Annotated in this window: 27 protein-coding genes and 1 tRNA gene; 19 read left to right on the top strand and 9 right to left on the bottom strand. The window is 66.8% G+C overall.

All coding sequences use genetic code 11. The features are described from left to right. The first annotated feature begins 144 nt into the window (after nt 1-144). Entirely contained in the window at nt 145-819 is a 675-nt protein-coding gene (locus DSM104440_RS00315) for a prepilin-type N-terminal cleavage/methylation domain-containing protein (protein ID WP_171159676.1), read from the top strand. Between the two features lie 51 nt (nt 820-870). Here the strand turns inward: DSM104440_RS00315 and DSM104440_RS00320 are convergent, their stop codons facing one another. Then, nucleotides 871-2826: a monovalent cation:proton antiporter family protein gene (locus DSM104440_RS00320; protein ID WP_171159678.1), complete on the bottom strand. Its 1956-nt coding sequence runs from the start codon at nt 2824-2826 to the stop codon at nt 871-873. 35 nt (nt 2827-2861) lie between these two features. On the opposite strand from DSM104440_RS00320, the gene DSM104440_RS00325 reads away from it, so the two are divergent. From DSM104440_RS00325 to DSM104440_RS00375, 11 genes are read left to right on the top strand one after another with little or no spacing between them, the layout of a single operon-like run. After that, complete coding sequence (locus tag DSM104440_RS00325) at nt 2862-3875, top strand: KpsF/GutQ family sugar-phosphate isomerase (protein ID WP_171159680.1); 1014 nt, start codon at nt 2862-2864, stop codon at nt 3873-3875. A gap of 5 nt (nt 3876-3880) precedes the next feature. After that, a complete protein-coding gene (locus DSM104440_RS00330; RefSeq protein ID WP_171159682.1) occupies nt 3881-4387 on the top strand; it encodes a KdsC family phosphatase in 507 nt (168 codons plus the stop codon). Then, on the top strand, nt 4384-4959 hold the full coding sequence (gene lptC, locus DSM104440_RS00335) for an LPS export ABC transporter periplasmic protein LptC (protein ID WP_171159684.1): 576 nt from the start codon (nt 4384-4386) through the stop codon (nt 4957-4959). The genes DSM104440_RS00330 and lptC overlap by 4 nt, the downstream gene beginning before the upstream one ends. Next, complete coding sequence (lptA, locus tag DSM104440_RS00340; protein WP_171159686.1) at nt 4959-5552, top strand: lipopolysaccharide transport periplasmic protein LptA; 594 nt, start codon at nt 4959-4961, stop codon at nt 5550-5552. The genes lptC and lptA overlap by 1 nt, the downstream gene beginning before the upstream one ends. Nucleotides 5553-5556: 4 nt before the next feature. Further along, the gene (gene lptB / locus DSM104440_RS00345) at nt 5557-6339 is read left to right on the top strand and encodes an LPS export ABC transporter ATP-binding protein (protein ID WP_171159689.1); all 783 of its coding nucleotides are present in this window, start codon (nt 5557-5559) and stop codon (nt 6337-6339) included. 33 nt (nt 6340-6372) lie between these two features. Then, the gene (locus DSM104440_RS00350; protein ID WP_171159691.1) at nt 6373-7836 is read left to right on the top strand and encodes an RNA polymerase factor sigma-54; all 1464 of its coding nucleotides are present in this window, start codon (nt 6373-6375) and stop codon (nt 7834-7836) included. A gap of 25 nt (nt 7837-7861) precedes the next feature. Beyond that, the gene (hpf, locus tag DSM104440_RS00355; protein WP_171159693.1) at nt 7862-8188 is read left to right on the top strand and encodes a ribosome hibernation-promoting factor, HPF/YfiA family; all 327 of its coding nucleotides are present in this window, start codon (nt 7862-7864) and stop codon (nt 8186-8188) included. A 6-nt stretch (nt 8189-8194) separates the two neighbouring features. Continuing rightward, entirely contained in the window at nt 8195-8680 is a 486-nt protein-coding gene (locus DSM104440_RS00360) for a PTS sugar transporter subunit IIA (RefSeq protein ID WP_171159695.1), read from the top strand. Beyond that, nucleotides 8649-9614: an HPr(Ser) kinase/phosphatase gene (gene hprK / locus DSM104440_RS00365; protein WP_171159697.1), complete on the top strand. Its 966-nt coding sequence runs from the start codon at nt 8649-8651 to the stop codon at nt 9612-9614. Before DSM104440_RS00360 ends, hprK begins: the two co-directional genes overlap by 32 nt. Continuing rightward, nucleotides 9614-10447: an RNase adapter RapZ gene (gene rapZ, locus DSM104440_RS00370; protein ID WP_171159699.1), complete on the top strand. Its 834-nt coding sequence runs from the start codon at nt 9614-9616 to the stop codon at nt 10445-10447. Before hprK ends, rapZ begins: the two co-directional genes overlap by 1 nt. A 2-nt stretch (nt 10448-10449) precedes the next feature. Further along, the gene (locus DSM104440_RS00375; protein WP_171159701.1) at nt 10450-11067 is read left to right on the top strand and encodes an LON peptidase substrate-binding domain-containing protein; all 618 of its coding nucleotides are present in this window, start codon (nt 10450-10452) and stop codon (nt 11065-11067) included. On the opposite strand, the gene mutY is transcribed toward DSM104440_RS00375, so the two are convergent. Then, on the bottom strand, nt 10970-12070 hold the full coding sequence (gene mutY, locus DSM104440_RS00380) for an A/G-specific adenine glycosylase (RefSeq protein WP_171159703.1): 1101 nt from the start codon (nt 12068-12070) through the stop codon (nt 10970-10972). The two genes, DSM104440_RS00375 and mutY, sit on opposite strands and share 98 nt — an antisense overlap. Nucleotides 12071-12079: 9 nt before the next feature. Then, nucleotides 12080-12153, bottom strand: a tRNA-Gly gene (locus DSM104440_RS00385). A 92-nt stretch (nt 12154-12245) separates the two neighbouring features. On the opposite strand from DSM104440_RS00385, the gene DSM104440_RS00390 reads away from it, so the two are divergent. Genes DSM104440_RS00390 through DSM104440_RS00405 form a run of 4 tightly spaced genes read left to right on the top strand, consistent with a single transcriptional unit; the run spans nt 12246 to nt 15236 of the window. Beyond that, on the top strand, nt 12246-13409 hold the full coding sequence (locus DSM104440_RS00390; RefSeq protein WP_171159705.1) for a sensor histidine kinase: 1164 nt from the start codon (nt 12246-12248) through the stop codon (nt 13407-13409). After that, nucleotides 13406-14161, top strand: coding sequence for a LytR/AlgR family response regulator transcription factor (locus tag DSM104440_RS00395; RefSeq protein WP_171159707.1), 756 nt, complete (start codon nt 13406-13408; stop codon nt 14159-14161). Before DSM104440_RS00390 ends, DSM104440_RS00395 begins: the two co-directional genes overlap by 4 nt. A gap of 56 nt (nt 14162-14217) precedes the next feature. After that, entirely contained in the window at nt 14218-14433 is a 216-nt protein-coding gene (gene thiS, locus DSM104440_RS00400; protein WP_212758150.1) for a sulfur carrier protein ThiS, read from the top strand. An 8-nt stretch (nt 14434-14441) separates the two neighbouring features. After that, entirely contained in the window at nt 14442-15236 is a 795-nt protein-coding gene (locus DSM104440_RS00405) for a thiazole synthase (protein WP_171159709.1), read from the top strand. A gap of 51 nt (nt 15237-15287) precedes the next feature. On the opposite strand, the gene DSM104440_RS00410 is transcribed toward DSM104440_RS00405, so the two are convergent. After that, entirely contained in the window at nt 15288-15893 is a 606-nt protein-coding gene (locus tag DSM104440_RS00410) for a porin family protein (RefSeq protein WP_171159711.1), read from the bottom strand. A gap of 65 nt (nt 15894-15958) precedes the next feature. Between DSM104440_RS00410 and trmB the strand changes: the two genes are divergently transcribed. Both trmB and DSM104440_RS00420 read left to right on the top strand, forming a co-directional pair. Next, on the top strand, nt 15959-16639 hold the full coding sequence (trmB, locus tag DSM104440_RS00415; RefSeq protein ID WP_171159713.1) for a tRNA (guanosine(46)-N7)-methyltransferase TrmB: 681 nt from the start codon (nt 15959-15961) through the stop codon (nt 16637-16639). Nucleotides 16640-16641: 2 nt separating this feature from the next. Beyond that, nucleotides 16642-17313, top strand: a complete 672-nt coding sequence (locus DSM104440_RS00420) for a FecR family protein (RefSeq protein ID WP_171159715.1) — start codon at nt 16642-16644, stop codon at nt 17311-17313. Here DSM104440_RS00420 and hemW read toward each other — a convergent pair. Genes hemW through DSM104440_RS00445 form a run of 5 tightly spaced genes read right to left on the bottom strand, consistent with a single transcriptional unit; the run spans nt 17310 to nt 21743 of the window. After that, on the bottom strand, nt 17310-18536 hold the full coding sequence (gene hemW / locus DSM104440_RS00425; protein WP_171159717.1) for a radical SAM family heme chaperone HemW: 1227 nt from the start codon (nt 18534-18536) through the stop codon (nt 17310-17312). The genes DSM104440_RS00420 and hemW overlap by 4 nt on opposite strands. A 10-nt stretch (nt 18537-18546) precedes the next feature. Further along, entirely contained in the window at nt 18547-19161 is a 615-nt protein-coding gene (gene rdgB, locus DSM104440_RS00430) for an RdgB/HAM1 family non-canonical purine NTP pyrophosphatase (RefSeq protein ID WP_171159719.1), read from the bottom strand. Beyond that, complete coding sequence (gene rph / locus DSM104440_RS00435) at nt 19158-19886, bottom strand: ribonuclease PH (protein ID WP_171159721.1); 729 nt, start codon at nt 19884-19886, stop codon at nt 19158-19160. The genes rdgB and rph overlap by 4 nt, the downstream gene beginning before the upstream one ends. A 4-nt stretch (nt 19887-19890) precedes the next feature. Beyond that, on the bottom strand, nt 19891-20799 hold the full coding sequence (locus DSM104440_RS00440) for a PP2C family protein-serine/threonine phosphatase (RefSeq protein WP_171159723.1): 909 nt from the start codon (nt 20797-20799) through the stop codon (nt 19891-19893). Between the two features lie 2 nt (nt 20800-20801). Continuing rightward, nucleotides 20802-21743: a serine/threonine protein kinase gene (locus tag DSM104440_RS00445; protein WP_171159725.1), complete on the bottom strand. Its 942-nt coding sequence runs from the start codon at nt 21741-21743 to the stop codon at nt 20802-20804. 101 nt (nt 21744-21844) lie between these two features. Between DSM104440_RS00445 and DSM104440_RS00450 the strand changes: the two genes are divergently transcribed. Beyond that, the gene (locus tag DSM104440_RS00450; RefSeq protein WP_246212071.1) at nt 21845-22699 is read left to right on the top strand and encodes a YicC/YloC family endoribonuclease; all 855 of its coding nucleotides are present in this window, start codon (nt 21845-21847) and stop codon (nt 22697-22699) included. The last annotated feature ends 3 nt before the right edge of the window (nt 22700-22702 follow it).

Below are 22702 nucleotides of genomic sequence, written 5' to 3' on the forward strand. Positions count from 1 at the left end.
TGCGGACAGTTTTCCCCGGCGCCCGGGCGCTGTAGGACGCCCAGGGTTGCAATAAGTGTTTGAAAAGGCTTACATTGCTCGGCGTGGCATAGCGCTTGCATTAAAGGCGTACGTCAGCGAAACACAGAACAAGGAGAAAATAGAATGAAGGCGCAACAGTCCGGCTTTACGCTCGTCGAGATCGCGATCGTGCTCGTGATCATTGGCCTGCTGCTCGGTGGGATCCTGAAAGGTCAGGAGCTCATCAACAGCGCGAAGGTGAAGAACCTCGCGAATGACTTCCGCATCATTCCCACGTACATCTACGCCTTTCAGGACAAGTTCAAGTCGCTGCCCGGGGACGACGCCCAGATCTCGGCGCACATTGGCACCACCGCCTGCATTGCTGCAGATTGCAAAGAGGGCAATGGTAATGGCGTCATCGAGGGTGCATGGAACGCGGCGGCGGGTCTTACGCCAGAAGCAGCGCAATTCTGGGGGCACGTGCGCTTTGCGAACCTCGCCGCCGGTCCCACCGCCATCTCCGATGCTACGTACATGCCGCGGAACTCGGTTGGAGGACGATTGGGCGTGAGCAGCATGGCGACGGGACAGCCCCAGATTACCGGCATGACGGGTACTTATCAGATCTGTTCGGCGGCGATCCTGGGCAAGTTCGTGAAGCAACTCGACATCCAGATGGACGACGGCAACACGGCAACCGGTTCAATGCGCGCGATCACAGACATCGGTACTGCCACGACCGTTACCGCCGCCGCCGCGTTGGCGACCACGGCCGTCAACGACGCCGATTCGTACACCGTCTGCATGACGTTCTGATCCGGCATTTCGCACCAACGAACGGCCCGCCTTGCGCGGGCCGTTTGCTTTTCAGCCCTGCAGCAGGCGGAACTCGGCGCGCGCGAGGCCTTCCTGGTCGCCGAGCAACACGACGACGTCGCCTTCCTGCAACCGTATCTCGTCGGCCAATTCGACGCTGCCCGTACCCGGGCGGCGGATCGCGGTCACGTGCGCGCCCAGGTGGTCGAGGTTGAGGTTGCCGATGGCCTTCCCGACGCATGCGGCACTCGGGCCCAGGACGATGGAATGCAGGCGCCGGCCCTCGTCCTCGGTGTCGGTCGCGCCGGGGAAGAATCCGCGCATGAGCTGGTAACGCTCCTGGCGCTCGTCGCGCAGGCGCTGCAGGACGCGCTTGAACGGCATGCCGGTGTGCAGCATGGTCTGGGTGGCGAGCATCAGCGAACCCTCGACGACTTCCGCCACGATCTCCGCGGCCCCGGCTTCCTTGAGCCGCGCGACATCGGTGTCGTCGAACGTGCGCACGATCACCGGGACCTCGGGGCGCATTTCGCGCACGTGCGAAAGGATCGCGAGTGCCTTGCCCGTGTCCGCGAAGCTCACGACCACCGCGGTCGCCCGCACGAGCGCGGCGGCGATCAGCACCTCGCGTCGCGCCGCATCGCCGTAGACGACGGAATCGCCGGCCGCGGCCGCCTGGCGCACGCGCTCGGGGTCGGAGTCGAGGGCGATCACCGAGATCTTCTCGCTCTCGAGGAAGTGCGCGAGCGCCTGGCCGCTGCGCCCGTAGCCGCAGACGATGACGTGGCCCTGCGTGTTCATCGTCTTCACCGCGAGCTGGTGGAGCGCCATCGCGCGGCTGGTCCATTCGCTCTCGACGAAGTACAGGACGATGCGCTCCATCCTCTGCAGGAGGAGGGGCGCGACCAGCATCGAGAGCAGCGCGCCGGCGAGAACCACTTGCAAGGTGATGCTCGGCACCGCGTTGTTCCTCTGCGCGAGAGCGAGCAGCACGAAGCCGAATTCCCCCGCGGGCGCGAGGGAGAGCGCGGTGCGCAGCGCCGTGGGCCGCTCGCTGCCGAACTGCCGCGCGAGGAAGAACACGAGGACGAACTTGATCGCGAGGAGCGCGACGAGCACCAGCGCCACGAAGATGAAATTCGCCAGGACGGCGCGAACGTCGAGCAGCATTCCGATCGTGACGAAGAACAGCCCGAGCAGCACGTCGCGGAACGGCATGATGTAGTCGTCGACCTGGTAGCGGTACTCGGTCTCGGAGATGAGCATGCCGGCGAGGAACGCACCGAGTGCGAGCGACAGTCCGGCGAGCTCCGTGAACCACGCGAGTCCCAGGGCGACTAGCAACACGAAGAGCACGAAAAGCTCGGAGGACTTCTGGTTGGCGACGATGCGAAAGAGCGGCCGCATCACGCGCTGGCCGACGACCAGCACGACGAGCAGCACGACCATGGCCTTCAACGCCGCCCAGCCCAGCGCGCCGGCGAGCGCCTCGGGCGGGAAGGCGAGCGCGGGGACGATCACGAGCAGCGGAATGACCGCGAGATCCTGGAAGAGCAGCACGCTCATGATCTGGCGGCCGTGCGGCGTGTGCAGCTGCATTGTCTCCGAGAGCATCTTCGAGACGATCGCGGTGGAGCTCATCGCGAGCACACCGCCGATTACCAGTCCCGAGCGCCACGATTCGCCCGCGAGCAGCGCCACGGCGAGTCCCAGCGCGATCACGGCGACGACCTGCGCGCCGCCCAAGCCGAAGACCGAGCGGCGCATCGCGAAGATCTGCGGCAGGCTGAACTCCAGCCCCACCGAGAACATGAGGAAGACGACGCCGAACTCCGCGATGTAGCGCTGGTCCTCCGAGTTGGCGACAAGGCCGAGCGCGTTGGGGCCGACGGCCGCGCCGACGATGAGGTAGCCCAGGATCGCGGGCATCGACAGGCGCCGGAAAAGCACCACGACCGCGACGGCGGAAGCGAGCAGGATCAGCGCGACGGGAAGGGCTTCGTGCATCGGCTCGCCGGTTGCATTGGACTTATACTTCGACCATGCCGAATGTACTACAAGCCCCCGCGGCGACCGACACGGCGCACCTCCTGGAACTGGCCAAGGACGTCCTCGACATCGAGGCGCGGGCGGTCGACGCCCTGAAGGCGCGGCTCGGCAAGGAGTTCCTCGCCGCGCACGCCGCCGTCCGGGCGCTCGAAGGCACCAACGGCCGCGTGGTCGTCATGGGCATGGGCAAGAGCGGCCACATCGCGAGCAAGATCGCCGCGACCCTGGCCTCCACGGGCACCCCGGCGTTCTTCGTGCATCCGGCCGAAGCCAGCCACGGCGACCTCGGGATGATCACGAAGGACGATGTCGTGATCGCAATTTCCTACTCGGGCGAGTCGGGCGAGATCCTCGCGATCCTCCCGCTGCTCAAGCGCCGCGGTGCGACGATCATCGCGATGACCGGCCGCGCGCGCTCCACGCTCGCCCGCGAAGCCGATGTCCACCTGGATGTCGCGGTCGAGAAGGAAGCCTGCCCGCTGGAGCTCGCCCCCACCGCGAGCACGACCGCCACGCTTGCACTCGGTGACGCGCTCGCGATGGCATTGCTCGATTCGAAGGGTTTTCGCAGCGAAGACTTTGCGCAGCACCATCCGGGCGGCGCGCTGGGCAGGAAGCTCCTCGTGCACGTCTCCGACATCATGCGCAAGGGCGATCAGCTGCCGATCAACAAGCCCGATGACTCGCTCGCCGCGGCCATCCTCGAGATGTCCGCGAAGGGCATCGGCATGACCGCGATCGTTGATCCGGGCATGAAGCTCATCGGGATCTTCACCGACGGCGACTTGCGCCGCGTCCTCGAGAAGCACGACAGCATCAAGACGCTGCGCGTAGGCGACGTGATGACGAAGAACCCGCGCACCATCGCGCCGGAAAAGCTCGCGGCCGAAGCCGCGCAGGTGCTCGAGAAGCAGAGCCTGGGCGGTCGCCTCGTCGCGGTCGATCCCGAAGGCCGGCTCGTGGGCGCGCTCACGTTCCATGATCTCCTCGCCGAAGGAATCATCTAGTCCCCATGGCCGAGCGCGAAGCGGAGCTGCGCAAGCGCGCGAAGCAGATCCGCCTCGCGATCTTCGACGTGGATGGCGTGCTCACCGACGGCTCGCTGTGGTTCGGGCCTGACGGCGAAGCGCTGAAGGTGTTCAACATCCTCGACGGCCACGGGCTGAAGATGCTGGCCGAAGAGGGCATCGCCACGGCCATTCTTTCGGGACGAAGCTCGCCGGCCGTCACCAAGCGCGCGGCGGAGCTGGGCATCGCGCACGTGATCCAGGGCGCGACCGACAAGCGCGTGGAATTCGATCGCCTGCGCGCGAAGCTCGGCGTCGAGGAAGCGCAGTGCGCGTTCGTGGGCGATGACCTTCCCGACCTTCCCGTGATGCAGCGTTGCGGGCTCGCGGTGGCGGTCGCCAACGCCGTGGAACTGGTGAAGGCCGCGGCGCACTACGTCACCGATGCCCCCGGCGGGCGCGGCGCAGTTCGCGAGTTCAGTGACCTGGTGCTCGCAGCGAGGCGTGCTTGATCCGGCCCACCACCTGGCTGCCGCTGGGGGTGCTGGCACTCCTCGTGGGGCTCACGGTGTGGCTCAACACCCTGGTGCAGCCGGTTGCGCAACGCGCCGATGGAACCGGACGCCACGATCCTGATCTGATCGTTGAGAACTTCAACGCGCGCAAGCTCGGGGAAGACGGCAAGGTCCTCTACACCCTCGTGGCGCGCAGGATGGTACATTACCCCGACGACGATTCCTCGCACCTGCAGAGCCTCGCGTTCGACGCCTTCGAGCCCAAGCAGCCCCGCGTGGCGATCACCGCCGACAGCGGGCGTCTCGAGAAGGGCGGCGACCGCGTGTGGATCGAGGGCAACGTGCTCGTGAACCGCGAGGCGGCCGAGAAAAGCGAACCGGTGAAGCTGGCCACCGAGCGCGTGCTCCTGCTTCCCGACGAGGGCATCGCCCGCACGACCGACGAAGTGAAGCTCGAATCGCCCTCGGGCCACGCGGTGGCTGCCGGCTTCGAGCTGAACAACAAGGAACGCACGCTTCGGATGGATCGCGTGCGCGCAACCTACAAACAACCGACAACGAAACGCTGATGCGCACGATCTTCCTCTCGCTCCTCATCGCTTCGGGCTTCGCGCCGCTCGCGTCGTTCGCCGAAAAGGCCGACCGCGAGAAGGAAGTGAACGTGAGCGCGGACGTGCTCAACGCCGACGACAAGAACCGCACCAGCGCCTTCGAAGGCAGCGTCATCGTCACGCAGGGCACGATGCGCATCACCGCGGCGAAGGTCACGGTGAAGGAAGACCCGGAGCGCTTCAAGTTCTACACCGCGGTCGGTTCGCCCGTCACCTTCCGCCAGAAGCGCGACAAGATCGAGGACTACATCGAGGGCTACGCCGAGCGCGCGGAGTTCGACGACAAGAGCGACATGCTCAAGCTCTACAACCGCGCGCGGCTGAAGAGCTCGCAGGGCGAGATCACGGGCGACCTCATCACGTACGACATGACGCGCGAGCTCTTCCAGGTGTCGGGCAAGGGCGGCACCGAGACGGTGCCCGCCTCGCGCGTGAAGGCCACGCTCATGCCCACGAAGAAGAAGGACGCGGACAAGGACAAGGCGCCTGCCGCCGCACCCAATCCGCCGCTCACCCTGAAGCCGGACACCACCAGCGGGACATCCAACTGACCCGATGGCCGCGACACTCACGCCCGCCCCGCAGCACCTCACGCTGGTGAAAACCGATCCGCAACCGGCCACGCTGCGCGCCGAGGGCCTCGCCAAGCGCTATCGCAAGCGCACGGTGGTCTCGGGCGTGTCGCTCAACGTCCAGAGCGGCGAGGTCGTCGGATTGCTCGGTCCCAACGGCGCGGGCAAGACCACGTGCTTCTACATGATCCTGGGCCTCGTGCCGATCGATGCGGGCAAGGTCACGCTCGACGGCGAGGACCTCACGCACCTGCCGATCTACCGGCGCTCGCGCCTGGGGCTTTCGTACCTGCCGCAGGAAGCGTCGATCTTCCGCAAGCTCACGGTCGCGCAGAACATCCAGGCGGTGCTCGAATTGCAGGGCATCGAGGACGACGAGATCGAGGCGCGGCTCGAAGCCCTGCTCAACGATCTCCACATTGGCCACTTGCGCGCCAGTCCCGCGCTGGCCCTCTCGGGCGGCGAGCGCCGCCGCGTGGAAATCGCCCGCGCGCTGGCCACGAGCCCGCGCTTCATCCTGCTCGACGAGCCCTTCGCGGGGGTCGATCCCATCGCGGTGCTCGATATCCAGCAGATCATCCGGTTCCTCAAGGAGCGCGGCATCGGCGTTCTCATCACCGACCACAATGTTCGCGAAACATTGGGCATTTGCGACCACGCCTACATCATCAACCAGGGGTCGGTCCTCGCCTTCGGCAAGCCCGAGGAAATCATCTACAATGAAGCCGTCAGAAAGGTCTATCTCGGGGAGAATTTCCGGCTGTAGCGCACCCGCCGGTCCGCGAGTTCCTTCGACGTCATGAAGCACAGCCTCCAGCTCAAGCTCTCACAGCACCTCACCCTCACGCCGCAGTTGCAGCAATCGATCCGATTGCTCCAGCTCTCGACGGTGGAGCTCAATCAGGAATTGGAGCGCTACCTCGCCGAGAACCCGCTGCTCGAGCGCGAGGACATCCCCCAGGAAGAATCCCTGCCGGCCAAGCCCGGGACGAACCCCGAAACCGAGGCTGAACGCGACGGCGACGCCGAGGGCGACGGCGAATCGCAGGCTGCCTCCGCCCCCGAGACCCACGAAGACCGCGGCAACGATGATGTCCCCTCGATGGGCGACGACATGGGCAGCGGTGTCCGCCGCGACAGCGGCGACCGCGACGACTTCACGCAGTTTGCGGCGGCCGAGCCCACGCTCCAGGACCACCTGCTCGCGCAGCTCGCTCTGCTCTCGCTGACGGAGCGCGACCGCAACATTGCCGCGCTCCTCGTGGGCCACCTCGACGAAGACGGTTATTTCCCGCGCGACCTCGCGGAGTTGCGCGAGACGATGGCCGAGGCGATCCCCGAGCTCGAGCCCGAGGAAATCGACATCGCGCGGCGCCACATCCAGTTCCTCGAGCCCACCGGGGTCGGTGCGCGCGACGTCCCGGAATGCCTCGCGCTCCAGTTGCGCACGATGCCCGTGCAAACACCGCATCGCGACGGCGCGATCGCGCTCGTCACCAACCACCTCGATGTCCTCGCCGCGCGCGACTTCAACCGGTTGAAACGCCTGCTGGGCGTGGACGAAGACGAGCTGCGCGACATCCGCGCGCTCATCCTCACGCTCGATCCCAAGCCGGGCCGCGCCTTCGGTGCGGGCGATGTGCGCTACGTCGTACCCGATGTCGTGGTGCGGAAATCCAGCGGTCGCTGGACCGCCACGCTCAACCGCGACGCGATGCCGCGCCTGCGGATCAACAAGATGTACGCCGACATCCTGCAGGCCTCGCGCGACAACGGCGCCAAGCACCTCGCGGGGCAGCTCCAGGAAGCGCGCTGGCTCATCAAGAACGTGCAGCAGCGCTTCGACACGATCCTCCGGGTCACGCAGGCCATCGTCGACAGGCAGAAGAATTATTTCGAGCACGGCGAGGTCGCCATGCGCCCGCTCGTGCTGCGCGAGATCGCCGAGGCGGTGGGTCTCCACGAATCCACGATCTCGCGCGTCACCACGCAGAAGTACATGTTCACGCCGCGCGGCATCCTCGAGCTGAAGTACTTCTTCGGCAGCCACGTTTCCACCGACACGGGAGGCTCGTGCTCCGCCACGGCCATCCGCGCGCTCATCAAGCAGCTTGTCGCCGCAGAGGATGGCAAGAAGCCCCTCTCGGACCACCGAATCTCCGACATCCTCGCGCAGCAGGGCATCCAGGTCGCACGGCGCACCGTTGCGAAGTACCGCGAGGCGTTGCAGATACAGCCGGCAAATCTCCGCAAGTCGATCTAGCAGGTCCAACCAGAAAGGAGCTTCGATGAACCTCCAGCTCACCGGACACCACGTCGAGATCACTCCCGCGATTCGCGAATACGTCGTAGCCAAGCTCGAACGCATCAACAGGCACTTCGACCACGTCATAGACGTCAACTTGATCATGACGGTCGAGAAGCTCGACCAGAAGATCGAGGCCAACGTGCACCTTTCCGGCAAGGACATCCACGTCCAATGCCACCAGCCCGACATGTACGCGGCGATCGACGGCCTGGTCGACAAGCTCGACCGCCAGATCCTCAAGCACAAGGAAAAATTCAAGGTGACGCTGCGGCAATCGCCGGGCATCAAGCGCACCGCTGAATCCTAGAGCGCAATGAACCTCGTCACGAACCTGCTGCCGCAGGAGCACGTCCTGCTCGACCTCGACGCGACCAGCAAGAAGCGTCTGTTCGAGCAGGTCGGGTTGCTCTTCGAAAACTCGCGGCAAGTGCCGCGCGCGCGGGTCTTCGACGCGTTCTTCGACCGCGAGAAGCTCGGCTCCACGGCCCTGGGCTGTGGAGTCGCGATTCCGCACGGGCGCATCAAGGCGTTGAAGGAACCGCTGTGCGCCTTCGTGCGCACCGCCACGCCGCTCGCGTTCGAAGCGCCCGACGGCCAGCCCGTGCAGCTTGTCTTCGCGATGCTCGTTCCGGAGCACGCGACCGAAGGCCACCTGCAAATCCTCTCCGAGCTCGCGCAGATGTTCAGCGATCCCGGATTCCGCACCGCGCTGCTCGACGCGAAGGACGCGCGCGAAGCGCACGCGACGATCACCGGCTGGTCGCCGTATGCCCCGGCTCAGCGTACAGCGGCTCTTTGACGAGCGCCGCGCGCGCCTGGGCCTCGCGTGGCTCGCGGGCGCCGCGGGTGCGACGCGCGAGATCACCGGCGAGATGCTCGCGCAGCCGGGCGTGGGGCTCATCAGTCACCTGAACCTCATCCACCCGCTGATCGTGCAGGTGCTGGGCAAGAGCGAAGCGGCGTACCTCGAGGGCCTCGACCCGACGACGCGCGAGCAGACGGCCGCGCGCATCTGCGGCGGCGACACGGTGGTCGTCATCGCTTGCGACGGCATCGCCGTACCGATCGAGCTCGAGCAGGCCGCCTCGCGCACCGCCACGCCGCTCCTCGGTTCGGCCGAACCCAGCCAGCAGGTGATCAACGTCCTGCGCCCGTATCTCCAGCAAGAGCTCGGCGCCGTCACGCAGGTGCACGGCGTCTTCCTCGACGTGCTCGAGATCGGCGTGCTGATCACGGGCGAATCGTCGGTGGGAAAAAGCGAGCTCGCGCTCGAGCTCATCTCGCGCGGCCACGGCCTCGTGGCCGATGACGTCGTCGAGCTGCAGCAGATCGGCCCGGAGACGGTGCAGGGGCGCTGCCCCGCGATGCTGCGCGACTTCCTCGAGGTCCGCGGGCTAGGCGTGCTCAACATCCGTTCCATCTTCGGCGAGACCGCGGTTCGTCCGCGCAAGGCGCTGCGCCTCGTGGTGCACCTGGAGATGCCCGTGAACGGCTCCTCCGAACGCGAACGCCTCACCACGCGCTCGGGCACGCAATCGATCCTCGGCGTCGATGTGCCCACCGTGACGCTCGCGGTGGCACCGGGACGCAACCTCGCCGTGCTCGTGGAAGCCGCGGTGAGAAACCACATCCTGCTCACGCGGGGCATCGACTCGACGCGCGACTTCATCGCGCGCCAGGCGAGCACCATGCGCGACGAGGGCGCGCCGGGTCGCAAGGACGACGCCGACTGATGCATCTCGTCCTGCTCTCCGGCGTATCGGGCTCCGGCAAGAGCGTGGCGCTCAAGGCCCTCGAGGACGCAGGCTTCTTCTGCGTGGACAACCTCCCCGCGGCGCTGATTCCGCAGCTCGTCGCCACGCGCACTGAACCGCGCGTAGCCATCAGCGCGGATGCGAGAAGCCCCGAGACGCTCGCGGAATTGCCGCGCGTGGTCGCCGGCGTGAAGGACGCGGGCCACCAGGTCCAGGTGATCGTGCTCGATGCAACCGATGAGAGCCTGGTGCGCCGCTTCTCCGAGACGCGCCGCCCGCATCCGCTGGCGAAGGACGGCCGCACGCTCAAGGAAGCGATCGTCAAGGAGCGGCTGCTGCTCGAAGGCCTCACCGACATCGGCAATCGCATCGACACGAGCGCGCTCACACCCGCGCAATTGCGCGGCTGGATCCAGGACCTCGTCGTCACCGACCGCACGCGGCTCGCCCTCGCGTTCGTCTCCTTCGGCTTCAAGGGCGGCGTGCCGCTCGACGCCGACTTCGTCTTCGACGTTCGCTTCCTCGCCAATCCGCACTATGACCCGCAGCTCAGGTTGCTCACCGGCGCCGATCCGGACGTGATCGCCTTCCTCGAGCGCGAGACCGAAGCGGGCCTGCTCATCGAGGAGATCCAGCGCTTCCTGCAGCGATGGATCCCGAAGTTCGTGCTCGACCAGCGCGCCGCGCTCACGGTTGCGATCGGCTGCACGGGCGGGCGTCACCGCTCGGTGTACGTCACCAACCAGCTCGCCGAGCGCTTCGCGCAGGACTACGACGTGATCGTGCGCCACCGCGACATCTCGAAGGCCTGACGGTGCTGGTGCTGAACCTCCTATCGGCAGGACGCCGCCCGGAGGCGGTGCCGATCTTCCCGCTCTCCACGATCCTCTTCCCGGGCGCGATCCTGCCGCTGCGCATTTTCGAGACGCGCTACATGGACATGGCCAAGGCGTGCCTGCGCGACAAATCGCTCTTCGGCGTGTGCCTCATCCGCGAGGGCTCCGAAGTCGGCGCGCCCGCCGTGCCCGAGCCCGTGGGCTGCCTCGCGAGGATCGCGGAGGCGGACATGGAAGAGCTGGGCATCCTCAAGGTGAAGGCCGAGGGGCTCGAGCGCTTTCGCATCGTGTCCTCCGAGACCACGAGGTCGGGCCTCATCGTGGGCGCGATCGAGCCGATCGCCGCCGATGACGTCGAGGCGACCACGCCGCAGCTCGACGAGTGCGCGGACTTCCTGCGCAAGGTGATCGCGGGCATCGGCGAGGGCCGCTTCGCCCCGCCGCTCAAGTTCGACGATCCGAGCTGGGTGAGCTTCCGCATCGCCGAGATCCTGCCGCTCAGGAACGACGTGAAGCAGAAGCTCCTCGAGTTGCGCGACGCGACCGTGCGCGTGGCGTTCCTGCACAAGTTCCTTCGCCAGCAGAAGCTGATCTGACTTCGCGCAGCAGCTTCTTCACCGGCGCGGGCAGCGCCGCGCCTTCCAGTTCCGAAAGCGGCAGCCAAAAAAAGGGGACAGACCCCTTTTCCAAAAAGGGGACAGTCCCCTTTATTTCCCACGGCGTGACGTCCAGCGTGAAGTGGGTGAACACGTGGGTGAAGGGAGCGAGTGCCCTCGCTCCGGCCGGCGGCTTCTGGTCGGCGGGAAATTCCGGCAGCGACCATAGCCCGCCCCAGATGCCCTTCGCGGGGCGCTTCTCGAGCAGCACTTCTCCCGCGCGCAGCGTCACCAGCATCGCGATCGCGCGGCGCGGCGATTCGCGGCGGCGCTTGCGGCCGGGCAGCTCCGCGATGCGATCCTCGCCGCGGGCCACGCAATCGAGGGCCACCGGGCAGGTCGCGCACGCGGGCTCGCGTACGACGCAAACGGTCGCACCCAGGTCCATGAGTCCCTGCGTGTAGGATTCGATCGCGCGCGCGGGCAGGCGCGCTTCGGCCGCCTCCCACAGCGACGCGACCACCGCGTTGCTCGCCGGATCTCCGCCGATGCCGGCGTGGCGGGCGATCACGCGCTTCACGTTGCCGTCGAGGATCGCGCGAAGCTCGCCGGAGGCGAACGCCGCGATCGCCGCCGCCGTCGACCGGCCGATGCCGGGGAGCGCCACCAGCGCATCGAACGTGGTCGGAAAGACGCCCGCGTGGTCCGTCATCACCGATTTCGCGGCGCGATGCAGGTTGCGGGCACGCGCGTAGTAGCCCAGCCCGCTCCACAGGGCCAGCACGTCATCCTCGGGGGCCGCGGCCAGCGCTGCCACCGAGGGAAACCGCGCGAGGAAGCGCTCGTAGTACGGGATCACCGTCGTGACCTGCGTCTGCTGCAGCATCACCTCGGAGAGCCAGATCCGGTAGGCGTCGCGGGTGCCCTGCCAGGGGAGGTCGTGGCGGCCATGGCGGCGCTGCCAGCGCACGACACGCGCGGAAAAGGATTCGGGGGAGGGCATCGGGAGCGGTGGAGCGGGTGAAGGGAATCGAACCCTCGTCGTAAGCTTGGGAAGCTTCTGCTCTGCCATTGAGCTACACCCGCAGCCGAGGTCGCCAGTTTACCGTTGGCGAACGCCGGCAGCCATCCGTCGCACGGCTGGCCCCGGGTGCCGGCGGGCAGCTACCATGCCCCGCATGTCCCGAACCGCCCTCCACCTCACCTCCAACCTCAGTGCCCAGGAGCTCGCGGCCCTGTGCAAGGCCGTCGACTTCCACCCGATCGTGGGGATCCCCGGCTTCCAGGACGCCAAGCGCGGGCCGTTGCGCGACCTCTACCTCACGCTCATCTGGAACACGTTCCTGGGGATCGTCTTCACGGGATTCGCGTGGCTCATGAACCTGCGGCCGCCGCCCATGCAGACGCTGTGGATCAACATCGTCGTGGCCAACTTCGCGGGCTTCAGCATCCACGCGCTCTTCATGCTGGGCTCGATGACCGGGATGGACGTCAAGCTGTACCTCTGGAACCGCACCGCGTTCGGGATTTACACGGCGACCATCGTGAGCATCGGCGTGGCCACCGGGTTCACCCTCGCCGGTTCGGTGCTCGAGCTCGATTTCGCCCGCTTCATGCGCAGCGAGCGCTGGCTCACGATCGTGACGCTCTCGAGCGTGATCATCTCGATCATCATGCTGTCGATCTTCTTCTGGCGCGCGCGCACCGCGGACGCCGAAGCCGCGCTCGAGCGCGAGCGCCAGCGCAACGAACGCGCCGAGCGCGAAACCGCGATCGCGAACCTGCGCACGCTGCAGGCCCAGATCGAGCCGCACTTCCTTTTCAATACGCTCGCCAACGTGACGAGCCTGATCGATCCGGATCCGGCGAAGGCGAAGCGCATGCTCGAAACCTTCATCCGATTCCTGCGCGCGACGCTCGGCGCCTCGCGCAGCGAGTCCACGACGCTCGGCGCGGAAAAGGAACTGATCGCCTCCTTCCTCGACGTGCTCGAGGTGCGCATGGGCCCGCGGCTTCGCTATTCGATCGACGTCGAGCCTTCGCTGGAAATGCACGTGCTCCCGCCGATGCTCCTGCAGCCGCTCGTGGAAAACGCGATTCGCCACGGCCTCGAGCCCAAGGTCGAGGGCGGCGAGGTGCGCTTCACCGCGCGCCGCGAAGGCGAGGATGTCGTGATCGAGATCGCCGACACGGGCGTGGGATTCGCGCCCGCGACGAGCGGCGGCTTCGGGCTCACCAACGTGCGCGACCGGTTGCGCCTGCTCTTCGGCGCGCGCGGCTCGCTCGCCATCGCCGAGAATGCGCCCTCCGGCACGCTCGTCACCGTGAGGCTCCCCGCATGACGCGCGCGCTGATCGCCGACGACGAGCCGAACCTCGCCGAACACCTGCGCGGCCGCCTCGCCCAGCTTTGGCCGGAGCTGGAAATCCTGCCGCTCGCCGCCAACGGGCTCGAGGCGCTGCGCGCGCTCGACGAGGACGAACCCGAGGTCGCCTTCCTCGACATCCGGATGCCCGGGCTTTCCGGGCTGGAAGTCGCCGGGCGAAGCGGGCACGCGACGCACGTGGTGTTCGTGACCGCCTACGACCAGTACGCGGTGGAAGCTTTCGATCGCGAGGCCGCCGATTACGTGCTCAAGCCCGTGACCGACGAGCGTCTCGAGAAATGCATCGAGCGGCTGAAGAAGAAACTCGCCGCCGCCGAGCGCCCGCCCGCACTCGACGACGTGCTCGCGCGCATCGCGCGCGCGATCCCCGGCGCGGCCGGCGGAAAGCTTCGCTGGATCCGGGCCTCGAAGGGCGAGGTCGTCCGGCAGATCGCCGTGGACGACGTGCTCTACTTCCAGGCCTCGGACAAGTACACGTGCGTGATGACGCGCGAGGGCGAATCGCTCATCCGCCTGCCGCTCGCCGAGCTCGCCGACCAGCTCGACCCCGAGGCCTTCGCCCAGATCCATCGCGGGACGATCGTGAACCTGCGCGAGGTCGCCTCGACGCGCCGCGATCTCGGAGGCCGCACGTTCGTGATGCTTCGCGACGGCAAGACCGAGCTCCCGGTCAGTCGCGCCTACGCCCCGCTCTTCAAGCAGATGTGAGGTCTTGAAGCGCATCAAGTAGCCACCCTCCGGTCGGTGCTAGACTTTTTGTGCACATGACCCAAGCCCCCATCCGCGTCACCGTCAACGGCACCGCGCGCGAATTCCCCACCGCTCCCACCTTCGTCGAGATGCTCCAGGCCCTCGCGATCGAGGGCCGGCGCCTGGCGATCGAACGCAACGGCGAGATCGTGCCCCGCAGCCGCTTGGGCGAAGCGCGGCTGGCCGACGGCGACCGCATCGAAGTCGTCGTCGCAGTCGGGGGCGGCTAGGAGCTCGAATGTCGAACGACAAACTCATCGTCGCCGGGAAGCCCTACGACTCGCGCCTGCTCGTGGGCACCGGCAAGTACCAGGACTTCGACGAGACGCGCCGCGCCATCGAGGCGAGCGGCGCGCAGATCGTGACCGTCGCGATCCGGCGGACCAACATCGGGCAGAAGGCGGGAGAGCCGAACCTGCTCGACGTCCTGCCGCCGTCGAAATTCACGATCCTGCCCAACACCGCGGGTTGCTACAGCGCTGATGACGCGGTGCGCACTCTCCGCCTCGCGCGTGAGCTCCTCGACGGCCATTCGCTCGTGAAGCTCGAGGTGCTGTCGGACCCGCAGACGTTGTTTCCGAACATGCCCGAGACGTTGGTGGCGGCGAAGCAGCTCGTCTCGGAAGGCTTCCAGGTGATGGTCTATTGCAGCGACGATCCGGTGCTCGCCAAGCAGCTCGAGGACCTCGGCTGTGTGGCGGTGATGCCGCTTGCTTCGCTCATCGGTTCGGGCATGGGCATCCTCAATCCCTGGAACCTGCAGATCATCATCGATCGCCTGCAGGTGCCCGTGCTGGTCGATGCGGGAATCGGCACCGCGTCGGACGCGGCGATCGCGATGGAGCTCGGCTGCGATGGCGTGCTGATGAACACCGCGATCGCGCAGGCGAAGGACCCGGTGCGCATGGCGCGTGCGATGAAGCTCGCGGTGGAGGCGGGGCGCGAAGCCTATCTCGCGGGCCGCATGGCGAAGAAGCCCTACGTGGCTTCGCCGAGCTCGCCTACCGAGGGACTCATCCAGAAATCGGCCTGAGGCCCACAGACAAACGCCGCAGGACGCGGCGTTTGCTTTGCTACGGAGCGCTCAGAACCGCCACATTACGCCGACGGAGAAGGTATCCGTATCGGCGTCAGCAGCCAGCGTGTGGCCCACGAGCGAATAGCGCTCCAATTCGGCACGGATGCCGAATGCCTTGTTGAACTCGTATTGCGCGCCCAGGCCGTAGCGCATGCGCGTGCCGCGCGTCGCATCCGTCTGCAGCAGGGTCGTGGAGTAGGGGGCGAACGACGAGTGCGCATCGCCGCGATACGCGCCGAAGCGGCCGTACAGGGACATGCGTCCCCACACCGGCAGCGTGGCGACGGCATCGACGCCAAAGCCCGTGCTGCGGAAGTTCGAGGAGAGCACCGCGGGATTGGCGAACGGGTTGGTGCTGTTCCGGCCGAAGTCCACGTACTCGCTCGAGATCTCGAAATACTTGTTGGCCCTGTATCCGAGCTTCAGGCGCTGGCCCGGATCCGCATTGAGCGTGGGCGACAGGCCCAGCAGCGCAGGCGCGGTGAAGGCATAGAAATTGTTGCCGGGCCCGAGCATCGACTGCGGGGGACGCAGATGCCCGTAATAATCACCCCACGCAGCGGACGATGCCGACGCGATGGCGACTACGAAGAGGGCTCTGCGAAGTGGCATGGGGCGTGACCGAGGGGTTCGAACTCAATGTAGGCCGGTGCCCTGCGACTGTCAATTCGCCCCGTATGATCGCCTCCGTGACCCATCCTCCGATCCGCAGCTACGTTCTTCGCCAGGGGCGCTTCTCGCCGGCCCAGCAGCGCGCCTACAGCGAACTGCTGCCCCGCTACGGCGTCCCCTACGCCGCCGGGCCCATTGATTTCAAGGCTCTTTTTGGCAGGTCCGCACCGGTCGTGGCGGAAATCGGCTTCGGCATGGGCGAAACCACCGCCCGGATCGCCGAGGAGCGTCCCGAGGTCGATTTCCTGGGGATCGAGGTCCATTCGCCCGGCGTCGGCAGCCTGCTGCGGATGGTCGGTGAGCGGGCGCTTACCAATGTCCGCATCATCCAGCACGACGCCATGGAAGTAGTTCGGGATATGGTCCCCGCCGCGTCCCTGTCCGGGCTGCACATTTTCTTCCCCGACCCCTGGCCCAAGAAGCGCCACCACAAGCGCCGCCTCATCCGTCCGGAGTCCGCAGCGCTGTTCGCCTCACGGCTGGCACCGGGGGGCTACCTGCACTTCGCCACGGACTGGGAGGAGTACGCCGAGCAGGCGCTGGAGGTCCTTTCGGGCACTCCCGGCCTGAGCAACACCGCGAAGGATTACGCACCCCGGCCCGAGTCGCGGCCGGAAACCAAGTTCGAGCGCCGCGGGATCCGCCTGGGTCACGCCGTTCGCGACCTCTACTTCCACAAGGACTGAACATGGACGCAAGGCGCAGGAATCTCTCGAAGGTGATTGCCGCGGCAATGCTGCTTCCCGGTGGACTGAGCGCGTGGATGTCGCGCGCGCTCGCCGCGGGCACCGTGGGCGGCATGCAGGGCGTGGCCCGCCTCGAAGGGACGGCGACCGTGAACGGCACGGCAGCGCAGGTGGGAACGCCCGTGAAGGCCGGCGACAAGGTGGTTACCGGGAAGGGCAGCCAGGCGGTGGTCGTGATCGGCGACGACGCGTTCCTGATGCGCTCGGACACCGTGATCGAGTTCAAGGGGCGCGGCAGCGTGCTCTCCGAGCTCGCGATCGCGAGCGGGAAGGTGCTCAACGTGTTCTCGAAGAAGCCCATGGCGATCAAGGCCGCGACGGCTTCGATCGGCATTCGCGGCACCGGCGCGTACATCGAGGTCGAGCCGAAGAAGGTGTACTTCTGCCTCTGCTACGGCACCGCCGACATCGACGGGCCGAACATGACGACGAAGACCGTGGTCACGACCCACCACGAAAGCCCGCTCTATCTGCTCGACGACGGACGCGCGCTCAGCGCGGAGCCGGGACCCTTCCTCAACCACAAGGACGACGAGCTGATCCTGCTCGAGTCGCTGTGCGGCCGCGAGCCGCCGTTCGTGAAGAGCGGCCAGTACCCCTCGAAGAAATACTAGGGCGCGCGCTTCAGGGCGATGGTCCGCGCCTGCGCAGGCTCGGCCGGCAGGAACATCTCCAGCAGCTCGTTCAGGAAGCGCTGACCGCGCGACGTCGGGCGAATCGTCGTGGGATCCTTCTCGAGCAGGCCGCGCTCTTCCGCGGCGCGCAGCTCGCGACCCACCGTCGTGATCGGCAATCCCGTGCGCTCGGTGTAGATCGTGGCCGGAACGCCGCCTGTGAGGCGCAGGGCGTTGAGCATGAACTCGAACGGCAGGCGCTCGACCGAGACGTCCGCTCCCTCCTGCAGGGCGTCACCGGCCAGCGCCGCATCCATGTATGCGGCGGGCTGGCGCTGGCGCGCTTCGCGCCGCACGCGATCGGCGAAGGTGATCTTGCCGTGCGCGCCCGCGCCGATGCCGACGTAGTCGCCGAAGGTCCAGTAGTTCACGTTGTGCCGCGCGCGCCGGCCCGGCTTGGCGAAGGCAGATGTTTCGTAGTGTTCGTAGCCTCCGGCGGCGAGTACGGCTTCGATCGCTTCCTGCATGTCCGCGGCGAGATCGTCATCGGGCAGCTTCGGCGGATGGCTGTGGAAGTACGTGTTGGGCTCGAGCGTGAGGTGGTAGGCCGAGATGTGCGGCGCGTCGAAGGCAATGGCCTCCTTCACGTCGGCAAGGGCTTCCTCGATCGATTGCCCGGGGAGCGCGTACATGAGGTCGATGTTCACGTTGCCGAATACCTCGAGGCCCGTGGCGATCGCCCGCCGCGCTTCATCCGAGCCGTGGACGCGCCCAAGCGCGGCGAGCTTCGCATCGTCGAAGCTCTGCACGCCGATCGAGAGGCGGCTCACGCCCGCGGCGCGATACCCGCGAAAGCGTTCGGCCTCGAAGGTGCCCGGGTTCGCTTCGAGCGTGATCTCGGCGTCCGGATCGACGGGTACACGCGTGCGCACCGCGGTGAGGATGGCGTCGATCGATTGGGGCGTGAAGAGGCTTGGCGTTCCGCCGCCGATGAAGATCGTCGAGAAGCGCCGGCCCCAGATCTGCGGGAGCGCGCTTTCAAGATCCGCGACCAACGCCTGCACGTAGCGCGCTTCGGGCACGTCGCCCCGCTTCTCGTGCGAATTGAAATCGCAGTACGGGCACTTCTTCAGGCACCAGGGAATGTGGACGTAGAGCGAGAGCGGCGGCAACTGCGCGAAGCGCGGCCGGGTGAGATCGGCAAGGACCTGCGCCGCGGGCATTTCGCCGGGCCTAGGCGTGCGCCTGCAGCGCGGTGAGCTTCGCCTCGAGCGCGACGATCGCCTTCGCGCGATGGCTCACGCGGTTCTTCTCCTCGGGGAAGAGCTCGCCCGCGGTGAGCCCGCGAAAGGGCAACAGGAAATGCGGGTCGTAGCCGAAGCCGCGCGCGCCGCGGGGGTCGAGCACGATCTCGCCGTGCCAGGTGCCGTCGGCGATGATCGGGCACGGATCGTCGGCGGTCTGCACGAGCACCAGCACGCAGTAGTAGTAGGCCGAGCGGTCCTTGAGGTCGCGAAGCGCGTTCACGAGCTCCGCGTTGTTGCGCGCATCGCGCGTGGCGCGATCGCCGTCACGGCCCGCGTAGTACGCGGAGTTCACGCCCGGCGCGCCGGCCAGCGCCGGTACGCACAGGCCGGAATCGTCGGCGAGCGCGGGCAGCCCCGTGGCTTCGCATGCGTGGCGCGCCTTGGCGAGCGCGTTCTCCACGAATGTCGAATAGGGTTCCTCGGCTTCGGAGATGCTGAAGATCGATTGCTCGAGCGCTTCCATGCCGAGCGGTTCCAGCAGCGCCTTGAGTTCCTTGATCTTCGCTGCGTTGTTCGAGGCGATGACGACGCGCCGCGTCACGCAGTGCCCCCGGCGAGTGCCGAGCGCTGCGCCGCGACGAGCTGCGAGATGCCGTGCGTGGCGAGGTCGAGCAGGCGCGTCATCTCCTCGCGCGTGAACGGTTCGCCCTCGGCCGTGCCCTGGACCTCGACGAAATCACCGGAGCCCGTCATCACGACGTTCATGTCGGTTCCGCAGGCCGAATCCTCGGAGTAGTCGAGGTCGAGCAGCGGGTGGCCGCCCACCATGCCCACGGAAACGGCGGCGACGAAATCGCGCAGCGGATCGTGCGCGAGGTTGCCCTTCGCGCGCAGGAACGCGATCGCATCGGCGAGTGCGACCATCGCGCCGGTGATCGAGGCGCAGCGCGTGCCGCCGTCGGCTTGCAGCACGTCGCAGTCGATCGTGATCTGGCGCTCGCCCAGGAGGGCGAGGTCGGTCACCGCGCGCAGGCTGCGGCCGATCAATCGCTGGATCTCCTGCGTGCGGCCCGATTGCTTGCCCGCGGCCGCCTCGCGCGCGCCGCGCGTGTTGGTGGCGCGCGGCAGCATGCCGTACTCGGCGGTCACCCAGCCCTTGCCGGTTCCCTTGAGGAAGGAGGGCACGCGCTCCTCGACGCTCGCGGTGCACAGCACCTTGGTGTGGCCGAACTCGACGAGCACCGAGCCTTCGGCGTGCATCGTGTAGCGGCGCAGGATGTTCACGGGGCGAAGCCCCCGTGCATCACGATCGAACGAGCGGGGCATGGGTCTAGCGCGGAACCTTGCGGATCGCGTCCTGGATTTCGGCGATGGCTTTCTCGATGTCGGCTTCCGTCACGTCGTCGGGGGGCACGGCCACATCGAGCTGCTCGGTGTTGCTCGAGGTGCTGAACTCTTCCTCGTTCAGCATCTGCGTGGTGTCCTTCACCGTGTCGTCGTCCTGGTTTTCCCAGGTGAGGGCGACCACGGAGATGTTGTCGGAGTCACCGTCGGCGCGCCGGTACGCTTCGGTGATCAGGCCCGGGATGAGGCCCACGACATCCTGCTTGCGAAGCAGCGTCGAGATGAGGCTCGCCGGGATCTGCGCCCAGAAGCCGTCGGTCGACAGCATGATCGTGTCGCCGGTCTGGAGATCCATCTCGCGGCTGACATCGATCTGCGGCGGCACCACGCCCCCGAGGCAACTGAAGATCTTGTTGCGATCGGGATGGCGCGCGGCCGCTTCCGGCGTCAGTGCTCCCATGTCGATCATCTGCTGCACGCGGGAGTGATCCTGCGTGGCCGCGACGAGGCGCCCGCCGCGCAGCAGGTACAGGCGCGAATCGCCCGCGTGCGCCCAGCACGCGCGGCCGGCCTGGATCACGCAGGCGACGACGGTGGTGCGCGGGCTTTCGAGGAAATTCATCTCGACCGCATGCGCGACGATGGCCCGATGCGCGGAGTTGATCGCGGACACGAGGAACTCCGCGGGCTTCTTCAGCTTGTTGCGCGCTTCCTGCTGGAAGCGGCGCGTGATCTCGGTGACCGCGATCTCGGCGGCGACCTCGCCCTTCATGTGGCCGCCCATGCCGTCGGCGATCACGAGGAGCACGACGTTGCGGCTGTACGAGTAGCCGACGCGGTCCTCGTTACCCTTGCGGTCGCCTACGTGGCTGTCCTGGAAAACGCGGAATCGCATGCTCAACGCGAAAACAACTTGGACAACGGCTTGTTGATCGTCTCGAAGATGCTGCGCTTCAAGTCGCCCTGCGGCTCCTCCATGAGGCGCTTCTGCAGGTCGAACGCGGTCTGGGGCCGCTGCAGGTGGTCGAGCGCGAGGCAATCGTTCACGAGCTGGTAGAGCTCCTCGGAGTAGTACTGCCGCGCGAGCGTCTTCAGCGGAATCATCTGGTCCTTCTTCTCGCGCTGGTCGGCCGCCTGCGGGGGCGTTCCCGCGATGCACGTGTAGATCGTCGCGCCCAGCGAATAGATATCGGCCCAGGGCCCCAGCTCGCCGGGAACGAAGCGGTAGTGCTCGGGGGCCGCGAAGCCCGCGGTGTACATGGGCTTCAACTTCGACTGCTCGTCGGAGAGCGTGATGCGCGCGGCGCCGAAATCGAGCAGCACGGGGCGGCCTTCCATCGTGAGGAAGATGTTCGCCGGCTTGATGTCCAGGTGCAGCAGCTTGTTCGAATGCACTTCGCGCAGCCCGTTCATCAGGTGGATGAAGAGCCGGCGGATGAAGGCCTCGGTGAATTCGTGGCGATTGCGCTGGATGTGGAACTGCAGCGTGCGGCCGCGCACGTACTGCATGACCATGTAGCAGGTCTCGTTGGCGCGGAAGAAGTTCTCGACGCGCACCACGTTCGGGTGCGAGATCATCGCGAGCGCGCGCCCTTCCTCGAAGAAGCACTTCAAGCCGTGGCGGAACACCGAAAGCTCCTCTTCCGTGTTCTTCACCTCGACGCCTTCGGTCCTCAACGCGAGCGAGGAGGGCAGGTACTCCTTGATGGCAAAAGGCGTCCCGGACTCGTCGCGCGCGAGATAGACGATGCTGAACCCGCCCGAGGAAAGCGGCTTCTCGATGCGATAGCCATTGAGTACATAGCCCGCGGGCAGCGGTTGATTGACCTGCTGGGGCATTCGTCTACCGAGGGGAAGGAGGGGTTCCAGCTATAATTCATCGCATTGTCGGCACTCCCCGCCGCCTTGTAAACCACTGGTTCCCCGCGATGATCGCCAGCATGACCGGCTTTGCGAGTGCGACGCGCGAAAGCGCGCCTGGAAGCGTCGCGATCGAGCTCAAGAGCGTCAACCACCGTTACCTCGAATTCACGGTCCGGGCGCCCGAGGAATTGCGCGCCCTGGAGCCCGCCCTGCGCGAGGCGATCACCGCCAAGCTCACGCGGGGCAAGGTCGATTGCCGGCTCACCTTCACGCCGAGGTCTGTAGGACCCAAATCGCTCGTGCCGGACGCGGCGGCGATGGAATCGCTCAGGGCCGCCAGCGGCAAGGTTATTGCCGCGTTTCCCGAGGCACGCCCGCTCTCGGTGTCCGAAATCCTGCATTGGCCCGGTGTCCTGGCCGACGAATCGTTTTCGCCGGAGGCACTGCGTGAAGAGGTCCTGACGATCCTCTCTCGCGCCATTTCCGACCTCGACCAGACGCGCACGCGCGAAGGCGCGAAGCTGAAGGTCATGATCGAGGAGCGCCTCGACCGCATGTCGGAACTCGTCATCGAAGCCAAGCCCCTCGTTCCGGGCGCGCTGAAGGCTTTCCGGGACAAGCTCGCCGCCAAGGTGGCCGAAGCCGCGCAATCGCCGAGCGACGAGCGCCTGCAGCAGGAAGTCGTCCTCTACGCGGCGAGAATCGACGTGGACGAGGAGCTTTCGCGCCTGGGCGCGCACATCGCCGAAGTGCGGCGCGTGCTCTCGAAGGGCGGCGCGTGCGGCAAGCGCCTCGATTTCCTCTGCCAGGAGCTCAACCGCGAGGCGAATACCCTCGGGTCGAAGGCCGCGGCCAACGAGATGACGGCCATTTCCGTGGAGCTGAAGGTCCTGATCGAGCAGGTTCGCGAGCAGGTCCAGAACGTCGAATGAGCG

Source organism: Usitatibacter palustris (genome assembly GCF_013003985.1).
GTDB lineage: Bacteria > Pseudomonadota > Gammaproteobacteria > Burkholderiales > Usitatibacteraceae > Usitatibacter > Usitatibacter palustris.